General features: G+C 39.3%; 20 protein-coding genes and 1 other annotated feature. Of the genes, 13 read left to right on the forward strand and 7 right to left on the reverse strand.

What is annotated here, in order from left to right; genetic code table 11:
* A complete protein-coding gene (locus AA980_RS03840) occupies nucleotides 1–774 on the forward strand; it encodes a serine hydrolase (RefSeq protein WP_024030046.1) in 774 nt (257 codons plus the stop codon).
* Between the two features lie 79 nt (nucleotides 775–853).
* On the opposite strand, the gene AA980_RS03845 is transcribed toward AA980_RS03840, so the two are convergent.
* From AA980_RS03845 to AA980_RS03855, 3 genes are all read right to left on the reverse strand, one after another.
* Nucleotides 854–2,311, reverse strand: a complete 1,458-nt coding sequence (locus AA980_RS03845) for an alanine/glycine:cation symporter family protein (protein ID WP_024030047.1) — start codon at nucleotides 2,309–2,311, stop codon at nucleotides 854–856.
* 188 nt (nucleotides 2,312–2,499) lie between these two features.
* On the reverse strand, nucleotides 2,500–5,664 hold the full coding sequence (locus AA980_RS03850) for an MMPL family transporter (protein WP_024030048.1): 3,165 nt from the start codon (nucleotides 5,662–5,664) through the stop codon (nucleotides 2,500–2,502).
* A 4-nt stretch (nucleotides 5,665–5,668) separates the two neighbouring features.
* On the reverse strand, nucleotides 5,669–6,130 hold the full coding sequence (locus AA980_RS03855) for a MarR family winged helix-turn-helix transcriptional regulator (protein ID WP_024030049.1): 462 nt from the start codon (nucleotides 6,128–6,130) through the stop codon (nucleotides 5,669–5,671).
* 192 nt (nucleotides 6,131–6,322) lie between these two features.
* Here AA980_RS03855 and AA980_RS03860 point away from each other — a divergent pair, with 192 nt between their 5' ends.
* The 8 genes from AA980_RS03860 to AA980_RS03895 all read left to right on the forward strand — a co-directional run bounded on the left by AA980_RS03860 (nucleotide 6,323) and on the right by AA980_RS03895 (nucleotide 14,023).
* The gene (locus AA980_RS03860) at nucleotides 6,323–7,291 is read left to right on the forward strand and encodes an efflux RND transporter periplasmic adaptor subunit (protein ID WP_024030050.1); all 969 of its coding nucleotides are present in this window, start codon (nucleotides 6,323–6,325) and stop codon (nucleotides 7,289–7,291) included.
* Nucleotides 7,291–8,001, forward strand: coding sequence for an ABC transporter ATP-binding protein (locus tag AA980_RS03865; RefSeq protein WP_024030051.1), 711 nt, complete (start codon nucleotides 7,291–7,293; stop codon nucleotides 7,999–8,001). The genes AA980_RS03860 and AA980_RS03865 overlap by 1 nt, the downstream gene beginning before the upstream one ends.
* Nucleotides 7,979–9,145: an ABC transporter permease gene (locus AA980_RS03870; protein WP_024030052.1), complete on the forward strand. Its 1,167-nt coding sequence runs from the start codon at nucleotides 7,979–7,981 to the stop codon at nucleotides 9,143–9,145. Before AA980_RS03865 ends, AA980_RS03870 begins: the two co-directional genes overlap by 23 nt.
* Before the next feature lie 82 nt (nucleotides 9,146–9,227).
* Nucleotides 9,228–9,899 carry a response regulator transcription factor gene (locus AA980_RS03875; protein ID WP_024030053.1) on the forward strand — a complete coding sequence of 224 codons (672 nt, stop codon included), beginning with the start codon at nucleotides 9,228–9,230 and terminating at the stop codon, nucleotides 9,897–9,899.
* An 11-nt stretch (nucleotides 9,900–9,910) separates the two neighbouring features.
* Complete coding sequence (locus AA980_RS03880) at nucleotides 9,911–11,167, forward strand: sensor histidine kinase (RefSeq protein WP_024030054.1); 1,257 nt, start codon at nucleotides 9,911–9,913, stop codon at nucleotides 11,165–11,167.
* A 112-nt stretch (nucleotides 11,168–11,279) separates the two neighbouring features.
* Nucleotides 11,280–11,810 (forward strand): PepSY-associated TM helix domain-containing protein, encoded by a 531-nt coding sequence (locus AA980_RS03885; protein WP_024030055.1) that lies wholly within the window; start codon nucleotides 11,280–11,282, stop codon nucleotides 11,808–11,810.
* Between the two features lie 224 nt (nucleotides 11,811–12,034).
* The gene (locus AA980_RS03890; protein WP_024030056.1) at nucleotides 12,035–12,499 is read left to right on the forward strand and encodes a DinB family protein; all 465 of its coding nucleotides are present in this window, start codon (nucleotides 12,035–12,037) and stop codon (nucleotides 12,497–12,499) included.
* Nucleotides 12,500–12,886: 387 nt separating this feature from the next.
* Complete coding sequence (locus tag AA980_RS03895) at nucleotides 12,887–14,023, forward strand: cadherin-like beta sandwich domain-containing protein (protein WP_024030057.1); 1,137 nt, start codon at nucleotides 12,887–12,889, stop codon at nucleotides 14,021–14,023.
* Nucleotides 14,024–14,112: 89 nt separating this feature from the next.
* On the opposite strand, the gene AA980_RS25630 is transcribed toward AA980_RS03895, so the two are convergent.
* Nucleotides 14,113–15,006 carry a cupredoxin domain-containing protein gene (locus tag AA980_RS25630; RefSeq protein WP_024030058.1) on the reverse strand — a complete coding sequence of 298 codons (894 nt, stop codon included), beginning with the start codon at nucleotides 15,004–15,006 and terminating at the stop codon, nucleotides 14,113–14,115.
* Nucleotides 15,007–15,135: 129 nt separating this feature from the next.
* A complete protein-coding gene (locus AA980_RS27990; protein ID WP_268926666.1) occupies nucleotides 15,136–15,264 on the reverse strand; it encodes a hypothetical protein in 129 nt (42 codons plus the stop codon).
* Nucleotides 15,265–15,397: 133 nt separating this feature from the next.
* Nucleotides 15,398–15,613: a binding site (T-box leader), on the forward strand.
* An 81-nt stretch (nucleotides 15,614–15,694) separates the two neighbouring features.
* Here AA980_RS27990 and proS point away from each other — a divergent pair.
* Nucleotides 15,695–17,092 carry a proline--tRNA ligase gene (proS, locus tag AA980_RS03905; protein ID WP_407937451.1) on the forward strand — a complete coding sequence of 466 codons (1,398 nt, stop codon included), beginning with the start codon at nucleotides 15,695–15,697 and terminating at the stop codon, nucleotides 17,090–17,092.
* Between the two features lie 340 nt (nucleotides 17,093–17,432).
* Here the strand turns inward: proS and AA980_RS03910 are convergent, their stop codons facing one another.
* On the reverse strand, nucleotides 17,433–18,020 hold the full coding sequence (locus tag AA980_RS03910; RefSeq protein ID WP_407937452.1) for a YdcF family protein: 588 nt from the start codon (nucleotides 18,018–18,020) through the stop codon (nucleotides 17,433–17,435).
* Nucleotides 18,021–18,155: 135 nt separating this feature from the next.
* On the reverse strand, nucleotides 18,156–19,007 hold the full coding sequence (locus AA980_RS03915) for a DegV family protein (RefSeq protein ID WP_051427132.1): 852 nt from the start codon (nucleotides 19,005–19,007) through the stop codon (nucleotides 18,156–18,158).
* A gap of 272 nt (nucleotides 19,008–19,279) precedes the next feature.
* Between AA980_RS03915 and hmpA the strand changes: the two genes are divergently transcribed.
* The 3 genes from hmpA to AA980_RS03930 all read left to right on the forward strand — a co-directional run bounded on the left by hmpA (nucleotide 19,280) and on the right by AA980_RS03930 (nucleotide 22,168).
* The gene (gene hmpA / locus AA980_RS03920; protein ID WP_024030062.1) at nucleotides 19,280–20,494 is read left to right on the forward strand and encodes an NO-inducible flavohemoprotein; all 1,215 of its coding nucleotides are present in this window, start codon (nucleotides 19,280–19,282) and stop codon (nucleotides 20,492–20,494) included.
* Between the two features lie 263 nt (nucleotides 20,495–20,757).
* Nucleotides 20,758–21,399 carry a DedA family protein gene (locus AA980_RS03925; protein WP_024030936.1) on the forward strand — a complete coding sequence of 214 codons (642 nt, stop codon included), beginning with the start codon at nucleotides 20,758–20,760 and terminating at the stop codon, nucleotides 21,397–21,399.
* Nucleotides 21,392–22,168: an SGNH/GDSL hydrolase family protein gene (locus AA980_RS03930; protein WP_024030935.1), complete on the forward strand. Its 777-nt coding sequence runs from the start codon at nucleotides 21,392–21,394 to the stop codon at nucleotides 22,166–22,168. The genes AA980_RS03925 and AA980_RS03930 overlap by 8 nt, the downstream gene beginning before the upstream one ends.
* Nucleotides 22,169–22,176: the final 8 nt, after the last annotated feature.

Genomic DNA, 22,176 nt, shown 5'->3' on the forward strand with positions numbered 1-22,176 from the left:
ATGTTGACCTTAGAGGAGAAATTAAAGGGAGAAATTACCTGCTTTCAAGGGAGAATTGGGATTGCGGTTGAAATTGCGAATAAACGTATTTCTTTAAACAGTATGGAAGTCTTTCCATCCGCAAGTGTGATAAAGGTTCCGATATTAATTGAGGGACTCCGGCAGGCTGAAACGGGAAAAATAAACCTGAATGAGTTAACGACCATTGATAAAAGGGTTGGCGGATCAGGTGTCCTGCAGGCATTATCGGCAAAAGTATCAATGACGATAAAAGACCTAATGACCTTAATGATTACCGTTTCTGATAACACGACGACTAATTTATTAATAGATTTATTAGGAATGGACTCTATTAACAGCACTATTGAAAAATTATCGATGGAGCATACTAAACTCAGCCGAAAAATGATGGATTTTGAAGCCATTGAGCAAGGCTATAATAATTTTACAAGTCCATCGGATATGATCAAATGCTTGAAGGTAATTAATGAAGGGGATTTTTTATCAGAAGAAAGCCGCAAGCTTGCAGTAGAAATTATGCATTACCAACAGTTCCATGATAAGCTTACGGCAATGATGGACCTTGATCTGGTTTTTGCGGCAAGTAAAACAGGCGGGCTGCCGAATGTCGAGCATGATTGTGCGATCCTCAAGTACGGCGGGAAAACTGCGTATGCTGTAGTATTAACAGATCAATTGGATAACCACTTTGCAGCTAAGCATCTAATTAGTAAAATTGGTAAGCATTTATATGATCATTTAGTTGAAGAATAGTAGTATAAGAGCGTTTTATTCCTATTAAAAATAATGGACTGACTGTATCAATACAGTCAGTCTATTATAATTATTATGATCAACCAGTCTTTTCTTCTTCAATATAAGTATATTCTTTCTCCCAGAAATCTGCATCTTTTAGACCGATTTTAACCGGATCGAAAACTGGATCTTTTCCATCTTTCTTCTGTGCCTCATAATCTTTTAGAACTTTCAAGGCAGGTTTAGTTAAAAGCAGGATCGCAATGATATTTAGCCAAGCCATACTTCCAACACCAATATCTCCCATGGCCCAAGCAAGTTTTGCGGTTTTCACCGTTCCGTAGAACGTCATTCCTAAAAAGGCAATTTTTAAAACAAATTCTGTCCATACGCGTCTTGTTTTTTGATTAATATAGGCTAGATTTGTTTCTGCCATATAATAATAGGCCATGATCGTTGTAAAGGCAAAGAATAATAAGGCAATCGCAACGAATGGAGCACCGAAGCTTGGGAAGACAGATTCAACTGCTCTTTGCGTGAATATTGGCCCCGGTTCAACATCGCCAAGAGTATTGACAAGCACTGTATTTTCATCAGGTTTAACATTGTACATTCCGGTAATCAAAATCATAAATGCGGTTGCAGAGCAGACAAATAATGTATCGATATAGACTGAAAATGCTTGAACAATTCCTTGTTTTGCGGGATGTGATACTTCAGCAGCAGCGGCAGCATGAGGTGCCGTACCTTGGCCAGCTTCATTTGAATAGATTCCGCGTTTAACTCCCCAAGAAATCGCGGCCCCTAATATTCCTCCAAATGCTGCATCAGCTCCAAATGCACTCGAGAAGATTAATTTAATTACGCCTGGTAATGCTGAAATATTTATAAACGTAATGATAAGTGCCACAATGATGTATCCTAAAGCCATGAAAGGTACGACAAATTCAGCAACTCGAGCTATCCGTTTAACTCCACCAAAAATAATGATGGCTAAACAAACAATGATTACAAGCCCTGTTATCCAGGGTTTAATAGAGAAAGCGTTTTCAATTGCTGACGCAATACTATTGGCTTGAACACCTGGTAAAAGCACCCCTGTTGCAATGACGGTTACAATCGCAAACAACACTGCATACCACTTCAATTTTAATCCCTTTTCAATGTAATAGGCAGGGCCACCACGGAACTGACCGTTTTGTTTTACTTTATAAACCTGACCTAAGGCTGCTTCAACAAAGGCTGAACCTGCCCCTAAGAACGCAATTGCCCACATCCAGAAAACTGCACCAGGACCTCCAAAGGCAATTGCAGTAGCTACACCAGCAATATTACCGGTTCCAACCCGACCTGATAGTGCAAGGCTTAATGCTTGAAATGAGGAAATACCTGCTTCTGATTTTCCTCCTTTAAATATTAAAGGAATAATGTCTTTCATATGTCTCACTTGAAGAAATCTAGTTGCAATAGTGTAAAACAATCCTGTCCCTAAACATAAGTAAATAAGTGCGGGACTCCAAATGATATCATTGAGCCAGTTAACAAAATTCTCCATAAAATTCCCCCTTTGTCCTTAATCATTATTATTATATAACAGAATATTATGCGAATAAAAGGAATTTTTTCTATTTTTAAAATATTGCTTCATCGACTGTTGTCGCTCTATTATTAATAGGACATAATCGATGGGAACTTCCCCTATATAAAACGCACGCTGACCTTTATGACCAGCGTGCACGAATATTATTTCAAGTTATTTACATTATTATTGTTAAAAGGCCACCAGTTGGCTGCGCCAAAGGTTTTCACCATGACTGGTACAAACAATGGGAGCACAACGAGAGAATATAAGGCAAGACCGATTAAGAGAATCGTTGCAATTTCAAGCAATGATAAAACACCGGATGGCATCATCGCTGCAAAAGTACCGCCTAAAATGACTGCAGCTGAAATAATAACTGTACCCATCTTTTTCATTGCATGCAGGATGGCCTGTTCCACCGGCAAATCCCGGTATTCGTTGAACCGGTCCATTAAGAAAATACTGTAGTCAATTCCAAGCGCTACTAAAATAACAAAAGCAAAGAATGGGACTGCCCAGCTAATTCCTGAATAACCTAGCAAATGAACAAAAATCGCTTCCGATATCGCCATGGAAGTAAAGTAGGTTAGGATTAAGGAACCAATTAAGTATAGCGGCATAATGATAGAACGCAGTAAAATGATTAGGATGATACTAATCCCGATAAGCATTAATACCACTGTCCGGGAATAATCTGCCTTGGAAATGGTATCAAGGTCATAGTGCATACTTGATACACCGCCAACGGCCACTTTGGCATTTTCCAGCTTGGTATCCTTAACAGCCCGTTTGACCGCCTGCTTAATTTCTGGGATTCGATTAATCGCTGCATTGGAATAAGGATTTTTATTAAAGACAACATCAATCGTCATCACCTTGCGATCCGCTGACATATAAGCATTGAGTGCTTGCTCAAAGTCCTTACTATCGAGTACGTCCTGTGGAATGTAAAAACCATTCTGCTTCTGCTTGGCTACATCCGCCAAATAATCCTCAGCGGAGTTGAGCCCGTTTGAAACTTGATTCAAGCCATCCGCACTTTGGGTTAAACCATCTGATAGCTTAGTGATTTGACCGTTTATTTCCTGAAAACCAGTTAAGAATTGCTGCTGTCCTTTTTTCAGGCCATCCAAACCACTTGAAACAGGTGAGAGGCCTTGGTCAATAATTTTTCCTTGTCCGTCAGCCGCATCGGAAAGCCCTTTTTCAAGAGCACCGATTTTTGTAATAAACAGGTCCAATCCATCTACCAGCTGTTCTTGACCGGCAATTAATTTTTCAAATTGACCATTCGCCATATTGAGTCCGTTTTGGGCTCCTGTCAGTTGTTCATTTATTTGCTTCAAGCCGCCAGCTAATTGTTGAGTTGCCGCTTGTGCACCTGGAGCATACGGATTACCTGGAACACCTTTTATCACCTTTTTTATATTTTTATAGTTTTCACTTTGATCAATCGTAGGATATTCTTTTTCAAGACCAATGAAATATGAATCCATCTCTACTAGACTTTCGTTTAGTAAATCTATTTTCCCTAAAAGTTCATCATAATAACCTTTTAGTGTTCCGATGCCTATGCTGGCGGATTTATAGCCCTCAAGTAGTTGTTTGCTGCCATCACGGGCTTTTTCAGCCCCAGCCTTAATATCAACTAATCCGGCACGTGCCTGGGCAACATTAGTTGAACCATTTTTTAAACCATTTTGAATTTTAGACAGATTTTCTTCAATGGCACCGACCCCGGTTTTAAGGTCATTGGTCCCATTAATCAAAGTGTGAAGCCCATTTGTTGCCTCTTGCATTTTCGGCTGATTCGCTGCCATCTGGCTGCTTGCTTCGGCAAGACCGTCACTTATTTTCTTGATGCCGTCATTTCCTTGACCAAGTCCATCCCCAAGGCTTGCTACTTGTTTTGATAGATAAAAATCATCAATTGGTGAGCCTGTTGGCCGCGTTACGGAACGGACGGTTTTCACATCATTTACTTTATTCAGCTCCTGGCTGATTTTTTCCGTTATCGAGATATAATCCGATGTGCTCATCTTGTCATCGTTTTTAATGACAATTTGTGTTGGCATCGATTCACCAGGGCCGAATGAGTCAGCGATGATATTGAAACCTTTTATCGAAGGATAATCATCACTGATTTCCTCAAGTGAGTTAAATGATAATTGCCCCTTATAGGTGAATAAGAACGGCACCGAAATGATGGCGACAAGGATAAAGGCAATCAACGGACGCGCTAGGGCAAATTTGCCGGCAAAGCCCCAGAATGTGCTATCACCATGCTCAAGCTTGCCTTTAGAAGGCCAAAATAGTTTTTTTCCAAGCACGGCCATGAAAAAGGGCACGACAGTAAAAAGCGCGATTAAGAGAATGGCCACCCCAACAGCTACCGCAGCTGCCGATTTGTAAAGCTGAAAGGTTGAAAAACCGATCGATGCAAAGCCAATTAAAACCGCAATACCACTGAATAAAACAGTTTTTCCAGCTGTCCGATAAGTGGTAATAATCGCTTCATTCGCATGCTCACCCTTTGCCAGTTCTTCTTTAAAGCGGCTGAGGAGCAGGATGCAATAGTCAGTACCAATCCCAAACAAAACGGCGACTAAGAAAATCTGGGTAAAGGTTGACAATGGGAAGTTAAACTTATCCACTAATATTGAGACGATTGATTGCGCCGTAAGATAGCTGAAGCCTACGGTTACTAACGGAATAATCGGTGCAACTGCAGATCTAAACACAAGCAGGAGAACTATCAAAATGAAACCAACGGTGATTCCTTCTGTTTTTTTCAAGCCTTCTTGTGAGTTTGTAACAAGATCCTCGTTTATGACCCAGCTCCCTGTATAGAAATGAGTAAGCTTGGTCTGATCAAGCGCTTTATATAAATCTTTTGAAATATCTTTTGCTTCCCGGCCATTTGCGGTCACTTTTAGCGAAACAAGAATGGTTTTTCCATCTTTTGAGACAAGCTGATCCTTAAGCTGTTCTTGATTGAAATGTGTGAGGATTTCAGTAATTCCAAGTTCATTCTTATTGTTTTCGAGCTGTTTAACCGCTTTTTCTGCTGTCGAAAAATCATCCTTTGTTAATTTTTTATTACTATGGAAGACGAGAGCTGTTTGCAGATGACTGCCTTTGTTTTCACTCGACTGGACATCTTTGAGAATTTTTTCAGCAAGGGTCGATGAATAACCCGAAGGTACTTTAATTTGTCCTTTCTCGCGGACAAGCGCTTCCATATTTGGAGCGACCATAAAAAGAGCAGTGATAACAGCAATCCAGGCAACGAGAATGAACCATTTTCCGTTAATTATTGCTCTCACTTGTTTACTCCCCCAGTTCTTCTTTCTTCTTGTGGTCTAATATTTGGGCTAGTTTTTCATACGTGTTGATAAAATTCTTAATTTCTGACTCTTCAAATTGAGTAATAATGGATTCAACGAGAAATTGAATTTTTTCTTGGCAGTTCTGATAAAGAATATTGCCTTCATCCGTTAACGTTAAATATACTACTCTTCTGTCATTTTCATCACGAGTTCTTTGAATGAGGCCTTTATCGACCATTCGGTTGATAATCGCCGTGATGGCACTTTTATTCACTTCAAAAGCATCAGCCAATTCAGAGGAAGTGCATTCATCTGACTGAGAAATGTACCTTAATATGTAGTGCTGGTCATTGGTTAAATCATCGCCAATTTTCCCTTTGATTAATGACTCCGCCTTTTTATGAACTTGAAAAGAAACAGTCACGTATCGGTCGATTAATTCTTGAATAATCTTGTTAGTCACAATATTTTCCACCTCCTGAAACTAGTTCAACTATTTAACTATTCACCTGTTTAACTATAAAACAAACCAAAAGGAGTGTCAATTCAATTCATTATCTTTAAGGAAAAGTTAAGGAACGAAGATAATAATAGGCTTATTCCAATTAAAAAGTATTCTGGTATTTACCCAGGATTAGAAAAGGAGTATGAATCGATGAAAAAATGGATATTAATTGCAGTTGGCGTTCTGATTGTGGGATTTGTCGGCTACCAATGGGTCTCGGCAAAATCAAGTCCACAATCAGCAGTGGCACAAGAACGAACAGCAATAGTTCAAAAAGGAAAACTAGATGTTAAGATTAGTGGATCGGGAACTGTACAACCTGTTACGAGCGAGGATATTAAGTCGACAATTGATTCCAATGAAATAGATGAAGTGCTCGTTTCGACTGGGGAGGAAGTTGAAAAGGGAGCGATTTTAATGACCTATGTGGATGGCAGTGACCCGATTATCGCTCCTGCTGATGGGGTGATTACTACTATATCGATTCAAAACGGAGAACGAGTAAATAATGGACAAGTTGTAGCCCATTTAACGAACTATAAGGACCTACAAACAGTTGTTCAAATCGATGAGCTAGATATTCCGAAAATTAAAAACGATCAAACAGTTAACTTAAAAGTAAATGCGTATCCGGATCAGAGTTTCACTGGAAAAGTGTCTTCAGTTGCTGAGGAAGGAGATTCAGCAAACGGTGTTTCTACTTTTAATGTTACCATTCATATCGACAAACCTGATAATCTTAAAGTGGGCATGAGTACGGAGGCAAGCATTCTAACCGCATCAAAAGATAATGCTCTTTATGTTCCTCTTGATGCTGTTCATTCAGTCAATGGTGAAAAATTTGTTATTATAGCCTCAGCTGACTCAAATAATCAGAATTCAAGAACCGACCAAAAAACAGTCAAAACTGGGTTAGCAAATGAAGATTATGTAGAAATTACCGAAGGAGTCGCTGAAGGGGAAACCATCCAATTACCACAATTGGCTAAAGGAAATTCATCCAATAATTCTATTCGGATGATGCAAGGCGGTGGCTTTGGCGGCGGAATGGGGAACATGGGCGGCATGAATCGTAACTGGGGCGGACAAGGGAAAGTGGAAGTAAGGAGTGGGAACTAATGGGGAAACCAATTATTCAAATTAGTAACCTCATGAAAACCTACCGTCTTGGCGGCGAAACCGTCCACGCCTTAAATAATGTTTCTATTGAGATAGAAAAAGGAGAATTTATTGCGATTATTGGTCCCTCTGGTTCAGGGAAGTCAACGTTAATGAACATGATAGGCTGCCTAGATCAGCCACATTCAGGAACCTACCTTTTGGATGGTAAGGATATTGGGAAATTGAATGATAACCAGTTAGCGACAATTCGGAATCGAAAAATCGGGTTTATTTTTCAAAATTTCAACCTATTGACGAAATTAACGGCGCTCGAGAATGTGGAGCTGCCCTTGTTATATGCAGGTGTGTCAGCGAAAGAAAGGCGCGAACGGGCATTAGAAGGATTAAACAAAGTCGGGTTGAAGGAGCGGGCTGGTCATTTACCAACACAACTCTCTGGCGGCCAGCAGCAGCGGGTTGCGATTGCCAGAGCTTTAGCAGGCAATCCGGCAATTCTTCTTGCTGATGAACCAACAGGTGCCCTAGATAGTAAAACGAGTAAAGAAATCCTGCTGATTATGAAAGAACTAAATGAACTAGGGCATACGATAATCTTAATTACTCATGATTTAGCGATTGCCAAACAAGCAAATCGAATGGTCAGCATCCAGGACGGACAGCTGCAGGAGAACGGGGGGGAGCTCGTTGGGAATCTTCCAATCTATTAAAATGGCGCTAAAAAGTATAAAAAGTAATAAACTTAGATCAGCGTTAACGATGCTTGGTATGATTATCGGAGTTTCTTCGGTCATCATCCTTGTCTCGATTGCTCAAGGCTCAGCGGCAAATGTAACCAGCCAAATAAATCAACTGGGTACTAACCTATTAACAATTAATACGTTTGGAAGTGATTTAGCCTTAACAGAAGATAAAATTAAAGAGTTATCTAAATTGAATGGTGTTAAAGCCGTTTCACCCGTCGTGTCTGGACGTGTAAATGTAAAACAGGGCAGAACATCATCACAGGTAACATTAACAGGTACCAATGCTGAATATTCAACTGTCCGGGACACGAAGGTAAGTAATGGGAGATTTATTACTGACCTAGATCTCGAATACCGGCAGAAGATAGCGGTAATTGGCTCAGATACTGCTTCCACTTTCTTTGGAACTGAAAATCCGGTGGGGCAATACCTTCAAATCGACGGGACTTCCTTTAAAGTTGTTGGGGTATTAGTGTCGAAAGGGAGCTCAATGGGACAAAGCGGGGATAATGTTGTCATCGTCCCGCTCAGCACCGGACAGCGTTTAGTTAAGAGTACGACGATTAACCAAGTGTATTTACAAGGACAAAGTGAGGATCAAATGGATTTCGTAATGAACGAAGTGGAAATGGCACTTGCCTCGATGTATCCAAACAAAAGCGATTCTTATAGTGTAACGAACCAGCAGGATTTAATGGATACTATGAGTTCTGTCACGAATACGATGACAATGATGTTGGGCGGTATTGCCAGCATTTCCTTACTGGTTGGCGGCATCGGAATCATGAATATCATGCTCGTTTCTGTTTCAGAACGGACGAAGGAAATCGGGATTCGCAAAGCAATTGGAGCGAAACGGCGGGATGTACTTCTCCAATTCCTAATTGAAGCTGTTGTTCTAAGTGGTGTAGGGGGATTGATTGGGATATTAACCGGAGTAGGCTTAGGTAAGTTGGTATCGTCTATTTTAAGTTTGACCGTATCCTTTACTCCATCCGTGATGGTATTGTCCTTCTTATTCTCGTTGGCCGTCGGAGTTGTTTTTGGCGTTTTTCCTGCCAATAAAGCTTCGAAGTTAAATCCAATTCAGGCATTGCGCTACGAATAATGAATTTTCAAGCGGCTCGCTCCTGTTGCAGCCGCTATGTTTGCTATATAATAAAGCTAATTATGTTGGAGGAGCGGGAAAGATGCGTTTATTAGTTGTGGAAGATAACCTTCCTTTACTGGAGTCAATTGTTCAGTTGTTATCTGATGAGTTTGTGGTCGATCAGGCATCAAATGGGGAAGATGGGTTGTTTTTGGCGATGCAAAACATTCATGATGTGATTGTTTTAGACGTCATGCTTCCGGAAATCGATGGCTTTGAAGTATTACAAGCCATTAGGAAAGCGGGATTAAAGATACCCGTTCTTTTTCTTACAGCCAGAGATTCCTTAGAGGACCGTGTGAAGGGTTTAGACAGCGGCGGTGATGACTATTTGGTGAAGCCGTTTCAAGCGGCGGAGTTAAAGGCACGGATTCGCGCTTTATTGCGCCGAAGCGGCAGCTTAACGACTAGTAAAACGATCCAATATCGAGGGATTGAGCTGCAAGGGAAGGAAAGGGAGATTACCGTCAATAAGGAGCCGATTAAACTCACCTCCAAACAATATGAGCTTTTGGAGTTTTTGATTCAAAACAAGGGAGCAATCTTAACAAAAGAGCAAATTTATGATCGTGTCTGGGGCTTCGACTCTGATACAACCATCGCAATTGTGGAGGTATTCATGCACCATCTCCGCAAAAAATTAGAACCGTCTGGTTATCATGCCGATATAAAAACTATTCGTGGTGTCGGCTATATGCTGAATGAGGAGTAAGGGAGATTTGTATGTTTCGGCAAACACATATCCGGCTGACATTGTTGAATTCATTGGTGTTTATTATATTAATTAGCATTCTCGGAAGCATTATTTATATTTATACAGAAAAAAAACTCTATAAGGATGTTGACGAATCATTACTAGAATCAGTTGATATTTTTATTAACCAAACGCAGCAAAGGCAAGTGATAATTGGAGGAGTACCGGGACCAAGGATATTTCGGAGAGATCCAAGAATCATGACACTATTTTGGAATGAAGACAAGCAGCTTTTAGCAGAGCAGAACCGTGATTTCGAATTATTTAAGGATAATGAAAAGCAGATTCAACCGAAGATTTCTAACAAGGTGCAGGATGTTAAAGTCGGAGACTTTTCATTTAGATATATTGCTTTTCAAATTGAAGCTCCCAAAGTGGGAAAGCTAACCGTACAATATATTCGCAATGTCAATTCAGAGAAAGATTTATTAGACAGGCTATTGTTAATCATCCTAGTAGGTTGTGGAGTCGGGATGCTTTGTGCAGTTGCAACCGGTTACTTGTTAGCGGGGAGGGCTTTGGTTCCGATTACAAATGCTTGGCAGAAGCAACAGGAGTTCGTTTCCGATGCCTCACACGAGTTACGGACACCGTTAGCCGTCATTCAAGCAAAAACAGATTTACTATTTCGCTCACCAGGAGCGACAATACAAGAAAAAATTCTCGATGTTTCAACGATTTCCAATGAATCAAGGCGTTTGTCCAAACTGGTAACAAATTTGCTGACGCTTGCGAGATCGGATTCTGATCAAATCGAAATGAAAAAGTCAGACTTCCAACTTGATGAGCTTTTAAAGGAAATTATTCTACAATATGAAGAAATTGCTATTTATCAAGAAAAGTTCCTTAGGCTTGAAGTAGCTGAACCAGTTCATTTTTTTGCGGATAAAGAGAGAATTCACCAGCTAATCGTTATTTTATTGGACAACGCAATGAAATATACAAAAGAAGGCGGGGAAATCCTCCTTTCCTGCACGCAAAGCCACTCTTCGATTTTCTTTCAAGTGAAAGATAACGGTATTGGTATTCCTGAAACGGATATTCCGAAAATCTTTGACCGCTTTTTTCAGAGTGATAAGGCACGGACGGCTGCTGAAGGAACAGGGTTAGGATTATCGATCGCCAAATGGATTATTGAGAAGCATCATGGAAAAACGAAGGTTCAAAGTACCCAAGGAAAGGGTACAACAATTGAAGTTATTTTTCCAAAAGCCCAAAAAACATAAATTTTGGGCTTATTTTTTTAAGAAAAACTTAAGGATTTCCCTTCATAATATGTTTAGCAATGGTACAAGCACATTTTCGAGCGTATGTAGATTTGAAGGGAGATAAATTTTAATGAAAAAGACGAGAAGAGCACATTTATGGATCGGCTTAATTGCATCGGTATTCATTTTTATCGAGGCCCTTAGTGGGTTATTAATGAATGAGCCGTGGTTAATTGGTCAATCACAGCCCGTAATTGGGGGAGGGAATTTCCAGCCTGGGCAATTTAGACAAGGAATGCAAGATAATTTTGGTGCAAGTACTGGTCAAACAGATGGACAAGCTCCTAATCAAGGACAATCACAGTGGCAAGGAAGAGCAAATGGAAATGGGCAATTCCAAGGACGTCGTGGAATGGACGGAAATGGAAATTTTGTAACAGGATTTAGAAGGGAAGGCATGGGACAAGGTTCTGCCCTTAGCATCATCCGGGGTCTTCATGAAGGAAGAATTGGCAATACAAACATTAAGTGGCTAATAGACCTAGTTGCCCTTGCAATGATGTTCCTAACGGGAACAGGTATTTATTTATCGTTAAAAGTTCTTGGTGCCGAACGAAAGAGAAAAAAACAACATGATGAAAACATAACAGGTTCACTTTAGAGGTGCAAACAAGTAAAGCACAAGCGTAAACGCATTAGGATTCACCTACCATCAAAAGAAGAATGACATAATGCACAACTTGGAGTAACAGATAAGCAATTTACACTCAATGACATTATATATTTCAAATAAAATCACTCCTAAAAAAGGAGTGTTTTTTTAAGGATGTCTGAATTTTTATGATAATATGACTTTATGAAATAACATTAGAGATGAGTGATAAAATGACTTATGATATGCAGGGAAAGTTCCTATCGACCATTAAAAAGGTTGAAGACTATAAAAAATTACCCGAATCTGTACTTACCAAACCAATTAAAGAAAATAAATGGCCCATTCGTGAAATTATTGGACATTTGTTCTATTGGGATAAATATAACTTGGAAAATATGGTTCCGGAAATGACTAATCAAGCAATCTTGCCTTCATTTCCTAATCACGATTCGTATAATGCAGATGCAATCAATTATATAAATCGATTTGAATCCGCAGAAAAGGTTATAGAAGCCTTTGTTATTACAAGAAAAGAATTGACCTCTAAATTAAGGAATATAAATGCCAACATTACGTTTTCTATCCAGGGTGAACCAAAAATATTTAACATCAATAGTTTCGTAGAAATATTTCTAGAACACGATTTGCATCACCTTAATCAAATTGAAGTTTTTCTAGAACAAAATCAATTATGAACAAAGGCTTTGGGATAATAACCTTTCCAACAATTATTTTATTTGGTATCACGTTATGGAAGATGAAATTAATCACCGAGGGCAAATTAGGATGCTCAAAAAGATGTTTACAATAAAATGATAATACAAAAGAGCTTGGAGAAATTTTCTCAAGCTCTTTTTGATGTGATTTATATTGCGAATTTAATTGGTCATACAATGTGATTTCTGCTGTGATTTGATAAGTGTTTAATAATTTTGCACCTTAAAACTGAACCCATTAGATGAAAACATCGGTCTTTCTTAATCAAATTCCCATGAAAATTAAGCTAATCTTAAGCATTTAATGGTAAAGTTGGTCCATAATTCATTTTTTTACATGATAGTAAATAGGAGGACTGACAAATAATGAAAAGAAAGGTGCAAAAAAAAGGAATAAATCTATTACTAGCTTTATCTATGCTTGGTATGGTTTATGGATCATACATTTCAACGGCATACGCTGAAAGTAATCCCAATGTAAATCAAGAAAATCCAAGGACTAACACTCTTGCTAACTTGGAAATTACCGGGATTAAGCTGGAGCAGCCCTTTTCGTCAGATGTTAAGGAATACTCAGCGACTGTTGAAAATGAGGTTCAAACGTTTAAGTTACTTGTAGAAGGTAGTAATCCAGCATTGCCTATTTTAATTAATGGCCAAACAGTAACTAGTGGAAAAGAAGAAACATATTCGCTGCAAACGGGAATAAATACCTTTCTAATCACGGTGAGTGATGGCGGCCAAACAGCAATTACCTATACCTTAACGATTACAAGAAAACAAATTGGAAATAATCTATTGCAAAATATTAAACTATCTGCGGGAACACTCTCGCCGGCATTTTCTTCTGCCATAACTGATTATTCTGTTCAGGTAACAAATGATGTAAATGCTATCATGATTACACCTGCATCAATTGATAAGACAGCAACCATTGAAGTGAATGGAACTTTAGTCAAGGGGGAAGGTGTTTCCGTAAAACTCGCGGATGGAAAATCTGACATAGTAATTGCTGTTACAGCCGAAAATGGTGATAAGAGAACTTATACAATCCATGTTACCAAAGCTGCAGCCACCAGTTCGGGACCCAACAATTCATCACAGAATAATAATTCATCAAAGAATAATAATTTTTTACCGAATAACAATTCATCGCAGAATAACAGAAATAATTCATCCATGCCAACTGGGCTGCAGCAAACCTCAGCTGCGGAACAAAAAACAAGTAAGGCAACACTTTCTTCTCTTACTGTTTCCAATGGTACCTGGGGAAGTGATTTTAGCAAAAATAAATTTACCTACCATGTAGCCGTTTCAAATGATGTAAAAACGATTACCATTACCCCAACCGCTAGCTACAGTGCTTCTACTATCATGATTAATGGGGGTAGCAGCAAAACAATTCAGTTAGAAGATAATCAGAAAACGATTATTCCTATTGTAGTCACCTATGATGATGGTGACCGAAAAACCTATGTACTTGTGTTTGATAGAGAGGAATAAGATATGGCAAACGGCGAATTTGAATTGCTAGTAAGTGCTTTGTGAACGGGTAATACAAAAAAATGGCAAACCAATTGGTTTGCCGTTTTTTACTCAACAATTATCGTACCCTTAAACATCTTCATACCACAGCTAAAGGTATATTCTCCAGTTTTGTCAGGTGTAAATGTTAAATTCGTAGTGCCTTCAATTAGATTGACATTGTTTATATTAAAATCTGGAATCATAAAGGTGGATAAGCAGCTATTATTTTTGAGTGGATTTTCGATTTCTAGTTCAACCGCCACCCCTTTTTTCACCCGAATTACGTTAGGTGTGTAGCCTTTTTCCGTTACGAGCATTTTCACTTTTGGCGTGTCTTCGTTCGTCACATCGACTTCTGTTTTTCCGACCTCTAAATTGCTGGATGCTTGTAGAGATTGTGATTGAGTCGCTTCACTGTTACTAGGAATTTTCACAAAATCACTGCTATACATGAATAGGAATAAGAAAACAAACACGACTCCTGCCCCTAAAATGGCAAACGGGGAAAGCTCTTGGGTATCAATCGAAAACTTGTTGTTTGTGGCCACTTTAATATAAACAATTACAAAGCCAATGATAACAATATAAAAGCCTAATAAAATACCTAATAAAATGGTTGGGTTAATAAATTGGAGGAAGAGTCCGAGTATCGCGCCATTAATACTTCCGATCAAACCCGCAACAGATCCCATGAGAATAGCTAGAATTCCAACGGGGTGCCCGGCTAAAAAACCAACGAAAAAGCCAATGATCATGCTGACACCAACGACGAGAAACGCCTCACCTGAAAGAAAACCAATAATGCTGCCGGTAAGAACGCCTGTTATCACGGCAATTACCATGCTGATCATTACACCTGGCGTATTTGTCAGTTGGTTTTTATGAAGGTATATAAGTAAAATAGAATAACCGGTGCCAATTGCAACTACCGCAGCTGATATAATTGAAAAAATTGTCATTTTGGGTCTCCTCATATGTGGCTTTAAATAAACAACATAAGAGTATTATAAATGCAAATGATGGGCCTGAGGCGATAGGGGATATGAACGTTTTATGAAATTTTCTTATCCAAATGGAAAGTTGGGGAATTATTCTTTTTCATCTTCAGTTGCCTTTTTATAAATACGTTTAAGGACTTCATTCTGCATACGAATGTATTCAAGCAAAAATTCCTTTTCTTCTTCCTCCAGGTCAAGATCATCCTTGTCATCGTTCATGAAGTCACCCCATTTATTCTAATAGCTGCATTTTACCCCATTTAATTAGAAGTTTAAAGGTGAAAGTAAGAAAAATATTCCACGATAGAATTGACATTTGTGTGCGGGACAGATATAATTTTTAAAAAATACTATTGAAACATTGACGAGGATTAGTAATGTGAAGTGGTCTTACAAAGAGAGGAAACCATTGGTGTGAGGTTTCTTAAGACGGTCATTTGAACCTGCCTCCGAGTTCTGTATCGAATGAATTTGAAGATACAAGCGGATAAACTCCGTTATCATGGAAAGAGTATAAAGCAATTGCTTTATGAAGTTAGGGTGGTACCGCCAGGCCTTGGTCCCTTTTTAGGATCAAGGCCTTTTTGTATTTAAATTAATTAATGGGGTGTCAAAATTGGCAAAAGAATTTGTAAAAGATGTAACCAGTATGGATGACGATTTCGCCCAGTGGTATACAGATGTTGTCACGAAAGCAGATTTAATTGATTATTCAAGCGTGCGCGGTTCGATGATTATCCGCCCATACGGCTATGCGCTTTGGGATAATATCAAAAATGAATTAGATCGCCGCATCAAAGAGACTGGGCATGAAAATGTGTATATGCCATTATTTATTCCAGAAAGCCTGCTGCAGAAAGAGAAGGACCATGTTGAAGGATTTGCGCCTGAAGTAGCATGGGTTACACATGGCGGTTCTGAACCATTAGCAGAAAGATTAGTTGTCCGACCAACATCAGAGGTGCTTTTTTGCGAGCATTACAGTAAGATTATTCATTCTCATCGAGATTTACCAAAGCTATATAACCAATGGGCTAACGTTGTCCGCTGGGAAAAAACTACTCGTCCATTCCTCCGCACGTTAGAGTTTTTATGGCAGGAAGGCCATACAGCACATGCGACCGATGAGGACGCGATGGAAGAAACAATTAAGATGCTGAATGTGTATGCTGAGCTTTGTGAAACGGTTCTTGCGATTCCAGTTGTAAAAGGGCAAAAGACGGAGAAGGAAAAATTCGCCGGTGCTAAAGCCACTTTCACGATTGAAAGCTTAATGCATGACGGAAAAGCCTTGCAGTCAGGAACTTCGCACCATTTTGGCACAGGCTTTGCTGAAGCATTTAACATTCAATACACGGACAAAGAAGGAAAGCTGCAATATGTGCATCAAACATCATGGGGCTTTACGACAAGGATTATCGGCGCACTAATCATGGTACACGGCGATGACCGCGGACTTGTGATTCCACCAAAAGCTGCACCAACTCAGGTTATGATTGTACCGATTGCACAGCATAAAGAAGGTGTGCTTGATTTTGCCTACGATTTGAAAAAATCGCTTTCGGCTGTTGCTCGTGTTGATATCGATGCCAGCGATAAGAAGCCAGGCTGGAAATTCAATGAGTACGAAATGAAGGGGATTCCAGTTCGTCTTGAAGTGGGACCAAAAGACATTGAAAATAAGCAAGTTGTTTTAGTAAGACGCGATACGTTAGAAAAAGTAATTGTTCCTTTAGCGGAGTTAGAAACAAAGCTTGTTGAATTACTTGATGACATTCAATCCAATTTATATAACAAAGCATTGAACCACCGTGAAGATCGAACTTCGGTTGCTTTAACCCTTCCTGAATTACAGGAATCACTTGAAGCGAAACCAGGTTTTATCAAAGCAATGTGGTGTGGCGAATTAGACTGTGAGGAAAAAATCAAAGAAGAAGCAGGCGCAACCTCCCGCTGTATCCCATTTGAACAAGAACAGCTTTCAGATTCATGCGTTTGCTGCGGAAAAGAAGCGAAACAAATGGTCTATTGGGCAAAAGCGTACTAAAAATTGCTCTATGAGAGGCTCTTCCATTACGGGAGGGTCTTTTTTTCGAAAAAAAGGGTCTTTGCCTAGCGGTTTAGAGGCGAAAAATAATTCAATGGGCGAATTTGGAGGTTTTATGGGCGAATCTGTGTGTTCAATGGGCGAATTTCGGGTTTCTATGGGCGAATTTCGCCATTCAATGGGCGAATCTTTGCATTCAACGAGGAATCTCACCACTCAATGGGGCACCTCCCGATTCAATCAGCGAATTTCACGATTCAATCAGCGAATTTCATTTCGCCCTTATTTTCTTGCAAAAATACAGTAAATGAAAAAACTCGACTGCTAAAGTCGAGTTTTTTCAATTAATAATATACCTCTTTAAATAAAACTTGGTAATCGCCAAATATTCACGGCTATAGGATTTAAACAACGCCTTTAATGGAGTCTTCGCCGGAAGGCCCTGCACTTCCAAACCTTGGCCATGGGCAATAGAGATTGATCGGTATAGATGAAAGGTATTCGTCACCACAATTCCAAGCTTTGCATCTTTGGGAATGAGTTTTTTCGAAAAATCAATATTTTCATATGTATTAGTGGACCGATCTTCTAAAATAATCCGCGATTCACTAATGCCTTGCTTTACCAGCTCTCTTTTGATAGATTCAGCTTCGGAAATATCTTCTCCTGGACCCTTTCCACCTGAAGCGATGACAACTGTATCCTTATTTTCTTGTAAATATTTCGCTGCAGCATTAATTCGACTCGCAAAGGCCAATGAAGGGACCGTCCCTCTAACACTTGCCCCAAGGACGATTACATAATCTGCATTTTTTGGCGCCTCCATATTGCTGTACTGGCTAATCTTAAATTGCAAGAAGCCAATATAGAGTACTCCTAAAGCTGCTAAAACTCCCACTAGTAAAATCATTCTTTTCTTTTTTTTCATCATTTCCAATCCATTTCTACATGTTAATAGTACTATCAATAGTTTGATAGTACCATAAAATAACATTTTTTGATATTTTATATTACAAAAAAGACGTATGAAATAAATTTCATGCGCCTCTCTATAATCTGTCATTCATTCACAAACCCAAGAAAGCCCAATTGTCCCGACCCCAGTATGAACACCTGCAACCGTTATCAGCATTAATATTTCTGTTTCGATTGTTGGAAATGTTTCGTTTAGATAGATTTCGAGTGCAGTTGCCCTGTTCAAATCGTTAGCATGGACAATCGCTATTTTGCGAACCGATTTTGTTTCAAGGTCTTCCTTTAGTTTATTTACTAGCCAAGCGAGGGCTTTTTTATCAGTTCGAACCTTATCTTTAATCTTTGCGGCCCCTTCCTCTATCGATAAAATCGGCTTGATATTAAAAAGCGAAGCGATTAATTTTTGGCTGCCGGAAACCCTGCCGCTTTTGTGCAGCTGATCGAGATTGGATGGGACTAAATACAAACGAGTGTGGTCACGTAAGGCATTTAATTGTCGAACCACTTCACTGGCTTCAATCCCTTGTTCTGTTAGTTCTATGCCTTTTTTTATTAAATAAGAGAGAGGATAGGAACCCGTCTGCGAATCAATCGCAAACAATTTAAAGTCTTCCATTTCCGCTGCCATCACCGATGCTTGGTAAGTTCCAGTTAATAGACTCGAAGCGTGAATGGCAATCCCAAAATCATAGTTTTCCTTTAACTCCTTGTAAAGGTCCACAAAGTCGCAGATCGCTGTTTGCGAGGTTTGAAATTTCCCATCTTCATTTTTCATACGGTCATAAAATTCCTGTTCAGAAATATCAATCGTCTCTTTGTAGAATTGATCATTAATAACAACATGAAGGGGTATAACATGTATATGGTGCTGCTCAATAAACTCTTTACTAAGAGATGCCGTCGTATCAGTAATCCATGCAATTTTTGCTTGATTCATCATAATCCTCTTCCTTTAGTAGAATTCTTCCAAAAACACCCATTATTGTTGAATCAATGAATGGTAGCGTTTTATCTTCATAACTAGGGTTAACGATACAAGAATAAATACTATCCAACTAGTTATATTTGTCATGTTAAAAAGTGAACACTTTGTGAAGTTTTTATAAAAAAGTTATTCAACAATAACGAATTGTGATTTAAATCACTTAATAGATGTGAATATATTCATATAATCACTATGGATATAGGGAAAACAATTAAGGAGTGTTTGTAATGTTAAATCAAAAAACAATTGAAATCATTAAATCAACGGTACCAGTATTAGAACAACATGGAGAAACGATTACTACCCGATTTTACCAATTGATGTTTGCGAACCATCCTGAATTATTAAATATCTTTAATCATGCCAACCAAAAACAAGGGAGACAGCAGAAAGCACTTGCTGGAACGGTATATGCTGCTGCCATGTATATTGATAATCTTGAAGCGATTCTGCCGGTAGTGAAGCAAATTGCTCATAAACACAGAAGCCTTGGAATTAAACCGGACCATTATCCAATTGTCGGAAAATACCTGTTATTAGCGATTAAGGATGTGTTGGGGGATGCAGCAACGGATGAAATTATCGATGCCTGGGCTGAAGCGTACAATGTAATTGCCGATGCCTTTATCAGTATCGAAGCAGAAATGTACGATGAAGCAGCCAGTCAACAAGGCGGCTGGGATGGCTTCCGTAACTTCATTGTTGCCCGCAAAGTGGTTGAAAGTGATGTCATTACCTCTTTCTATTTAAAACCGGAAGATAACGGCGGGATTGCAGGCTATCTTCCAGGACAATATATTAGTATTAAACTAGAAATAGACGGCGAGAAATTTACACATATTCGTCAGTACAGCCTTTCTGATTCTCCGGGTAAAGACTATTACCGAATTAGTGTAAAACGCGAAGCAGGAACCGCTAATCCAGATGGTATGGTATCTAATTACCTGCATTCCGGTGTAAACGAAGGAGATATTCTCAATGTAAGTGCACCAGCGGGTGATTTTTTTCTTGAAACTGAAAAAAATACACCTGTTGTGTTACTTAGCGGTGGTGTTGGTCTAACACCAATGATGAGCATGTTAAAGACGGTTGTGGAATTACAGCCTGAACGGAAGGTCACATTCATTCATGCGGCTGCTAATGGAAAGGTCCATGCTCTTAGGGAAGAAGTAGAGGAATTGTCGAAGCTTGAACATGTAACCTCCTATGTCTTCTATGATTCACCGACTGAAGAGGACCGCAGGAACAATCGCTTTGATGTTGAAGGCTATGTAACACGTGATTGGTTGAAAGATAAAATCGCTGTCGAGGAAGCAGATTTTTACTTCTGTGGACCAGTTCCTTTTATGAAAGCAATTAATCGTTCATTAAAAGACTTAGGAGTTAAGGAAGAGAGAATTCACTTTGAATTCTTTGGACCAAAGGGAAGTTTAGAAGACTAATCAGAACGAAGCCGATTTCCTCGAAGGAAGTCGGCTTATTTTTTTGGCTAATAGGAAAGTATAAATTTTTTTCAAAATTTACACTTTCCTATGTCGCATAAGTGCAACTACGCCTCTGTCTTCGCCTAACGGCTCGCCAATCGTCGAGTTTTCTTTATAGTAAATAAATCTAAATCATTTACTATATTGGTGAAGTATGGATAAAATACTAATAGGACGATAAAGTAAAAAATGTCCATGTTTGGAAGAGGGGGAAAGCATCCTTGCAATTTTTAACAACATTTATGAATGAGTATGGCTACCTTGTCTTGTTTCTCTCCTTAACTCTGGGGATTATGGCGCTTCCACTGCCAATTGAAACGATGATGTGTTATGCAGGCTTCCTATCTTTTCAGGGTCAGCTTAACTGGATTGGATGTGTGTTTTCTGCTGCGGCAGGTTGTATATTGGGGATATTTCTATCCTATTGGATTGGTAAAAAACTTGGCATGCCCTTCTTTGAAAAATACGGCAGGCGGATCCACTTAGGACCCGACCGCCTTGATTCAACATCAGCATGGTTTGAAAAATACGGAAACAAACTGATAATCGCCTCATTATTTATCCCTGGTGTCAGGCACCTTACCGGCTATTTTGCCGGAATTACCCGCCTGAATTTCAGGATTTTTTCTATATACTCTTTTCTTGGGTCGATGATTTGGGTCGCTACCTTTATTCTTTTAGGTAAAATGCTTGGTCCAAGATGGGAGACTTTTCACGAGATTATTAAGAATTATTTGATCGCCTCGGGCATCGTATTGGCTTTCGTTATCATTCTTTATTATTTGCTGAAAAAATATCGAGTTGAAATTTTTCGAGCATCGATAAAGTCTTGGAAAACTAGAAAGGATGATAGATATGAATAAGAATGTCATACGCTCGATTACTGTCATAGCGGTATTCTTTTGCCTCGTCTGGCTAATTGGGCTTGGCTGGGCAGTAGGGGAATACTATGCCGGCAAACCGGAAAAGGTTCCCGAAGTAAATTCTGTTTCCAAGAAAGCCGAAAATAAAAAAGGGTTAACCATTGTGGCATTAGGTGACTCATTAACTAGAGGAACGGGTGATGAGACAGGAAAAGGCTACGTAGGCGTTTTAATCGATGAAATCAAGGAAAAAACAAAGCGTCCAGTCCAGCTCACCAACCTTGGCATCAATGGGCAAACATCCGCGCAGCTAAGGAAGCAGGTGCAGCAAACCGAAATTGGCAGGCAAATAGAAAAAGCAGACATGGTATTGGTAACGATTGGCGGCAACGATTTGTTTAGGGGCGGGCAAGGATTAGCAGACTTTGATACAGGTGAGATAGCCGCAATCGAAAAGAAATACCTGGAAAATCTAAAGTTTATTCTTGAAGAAATTCGCAAGAACAATCACAATGCAAATGTATTTTTCATTGGACTGTATAATCCATTTATTGATTTAGATCAAGGGAAGGAGATGTCGAAAGTAGTTCGTCACTGGAATTATGACAGTGCTGAAGTAAGTGCGGCATTCCCGAAAATTGTCTTTGTGCCAACCTTCGACCTGTTTGAGTTAAAGGTGAACGATTATCTGTATTCCGACAAGTTTCATCCAAATACAAAAGGGTACCGTTTAATTGCTGAACGTGTAGCCTCACTGCTCACGTGGTAAGGAGAGTT

The organism is Neobacillus vireti, from assembly GCF_001026695.1.
Taxonomy (GTDB): domain Bacteria; phylum Bacillota; class Bacilli; order Bacillales; family Cytobacillaceae; genus Neobacillus; species Neobacillus vireti.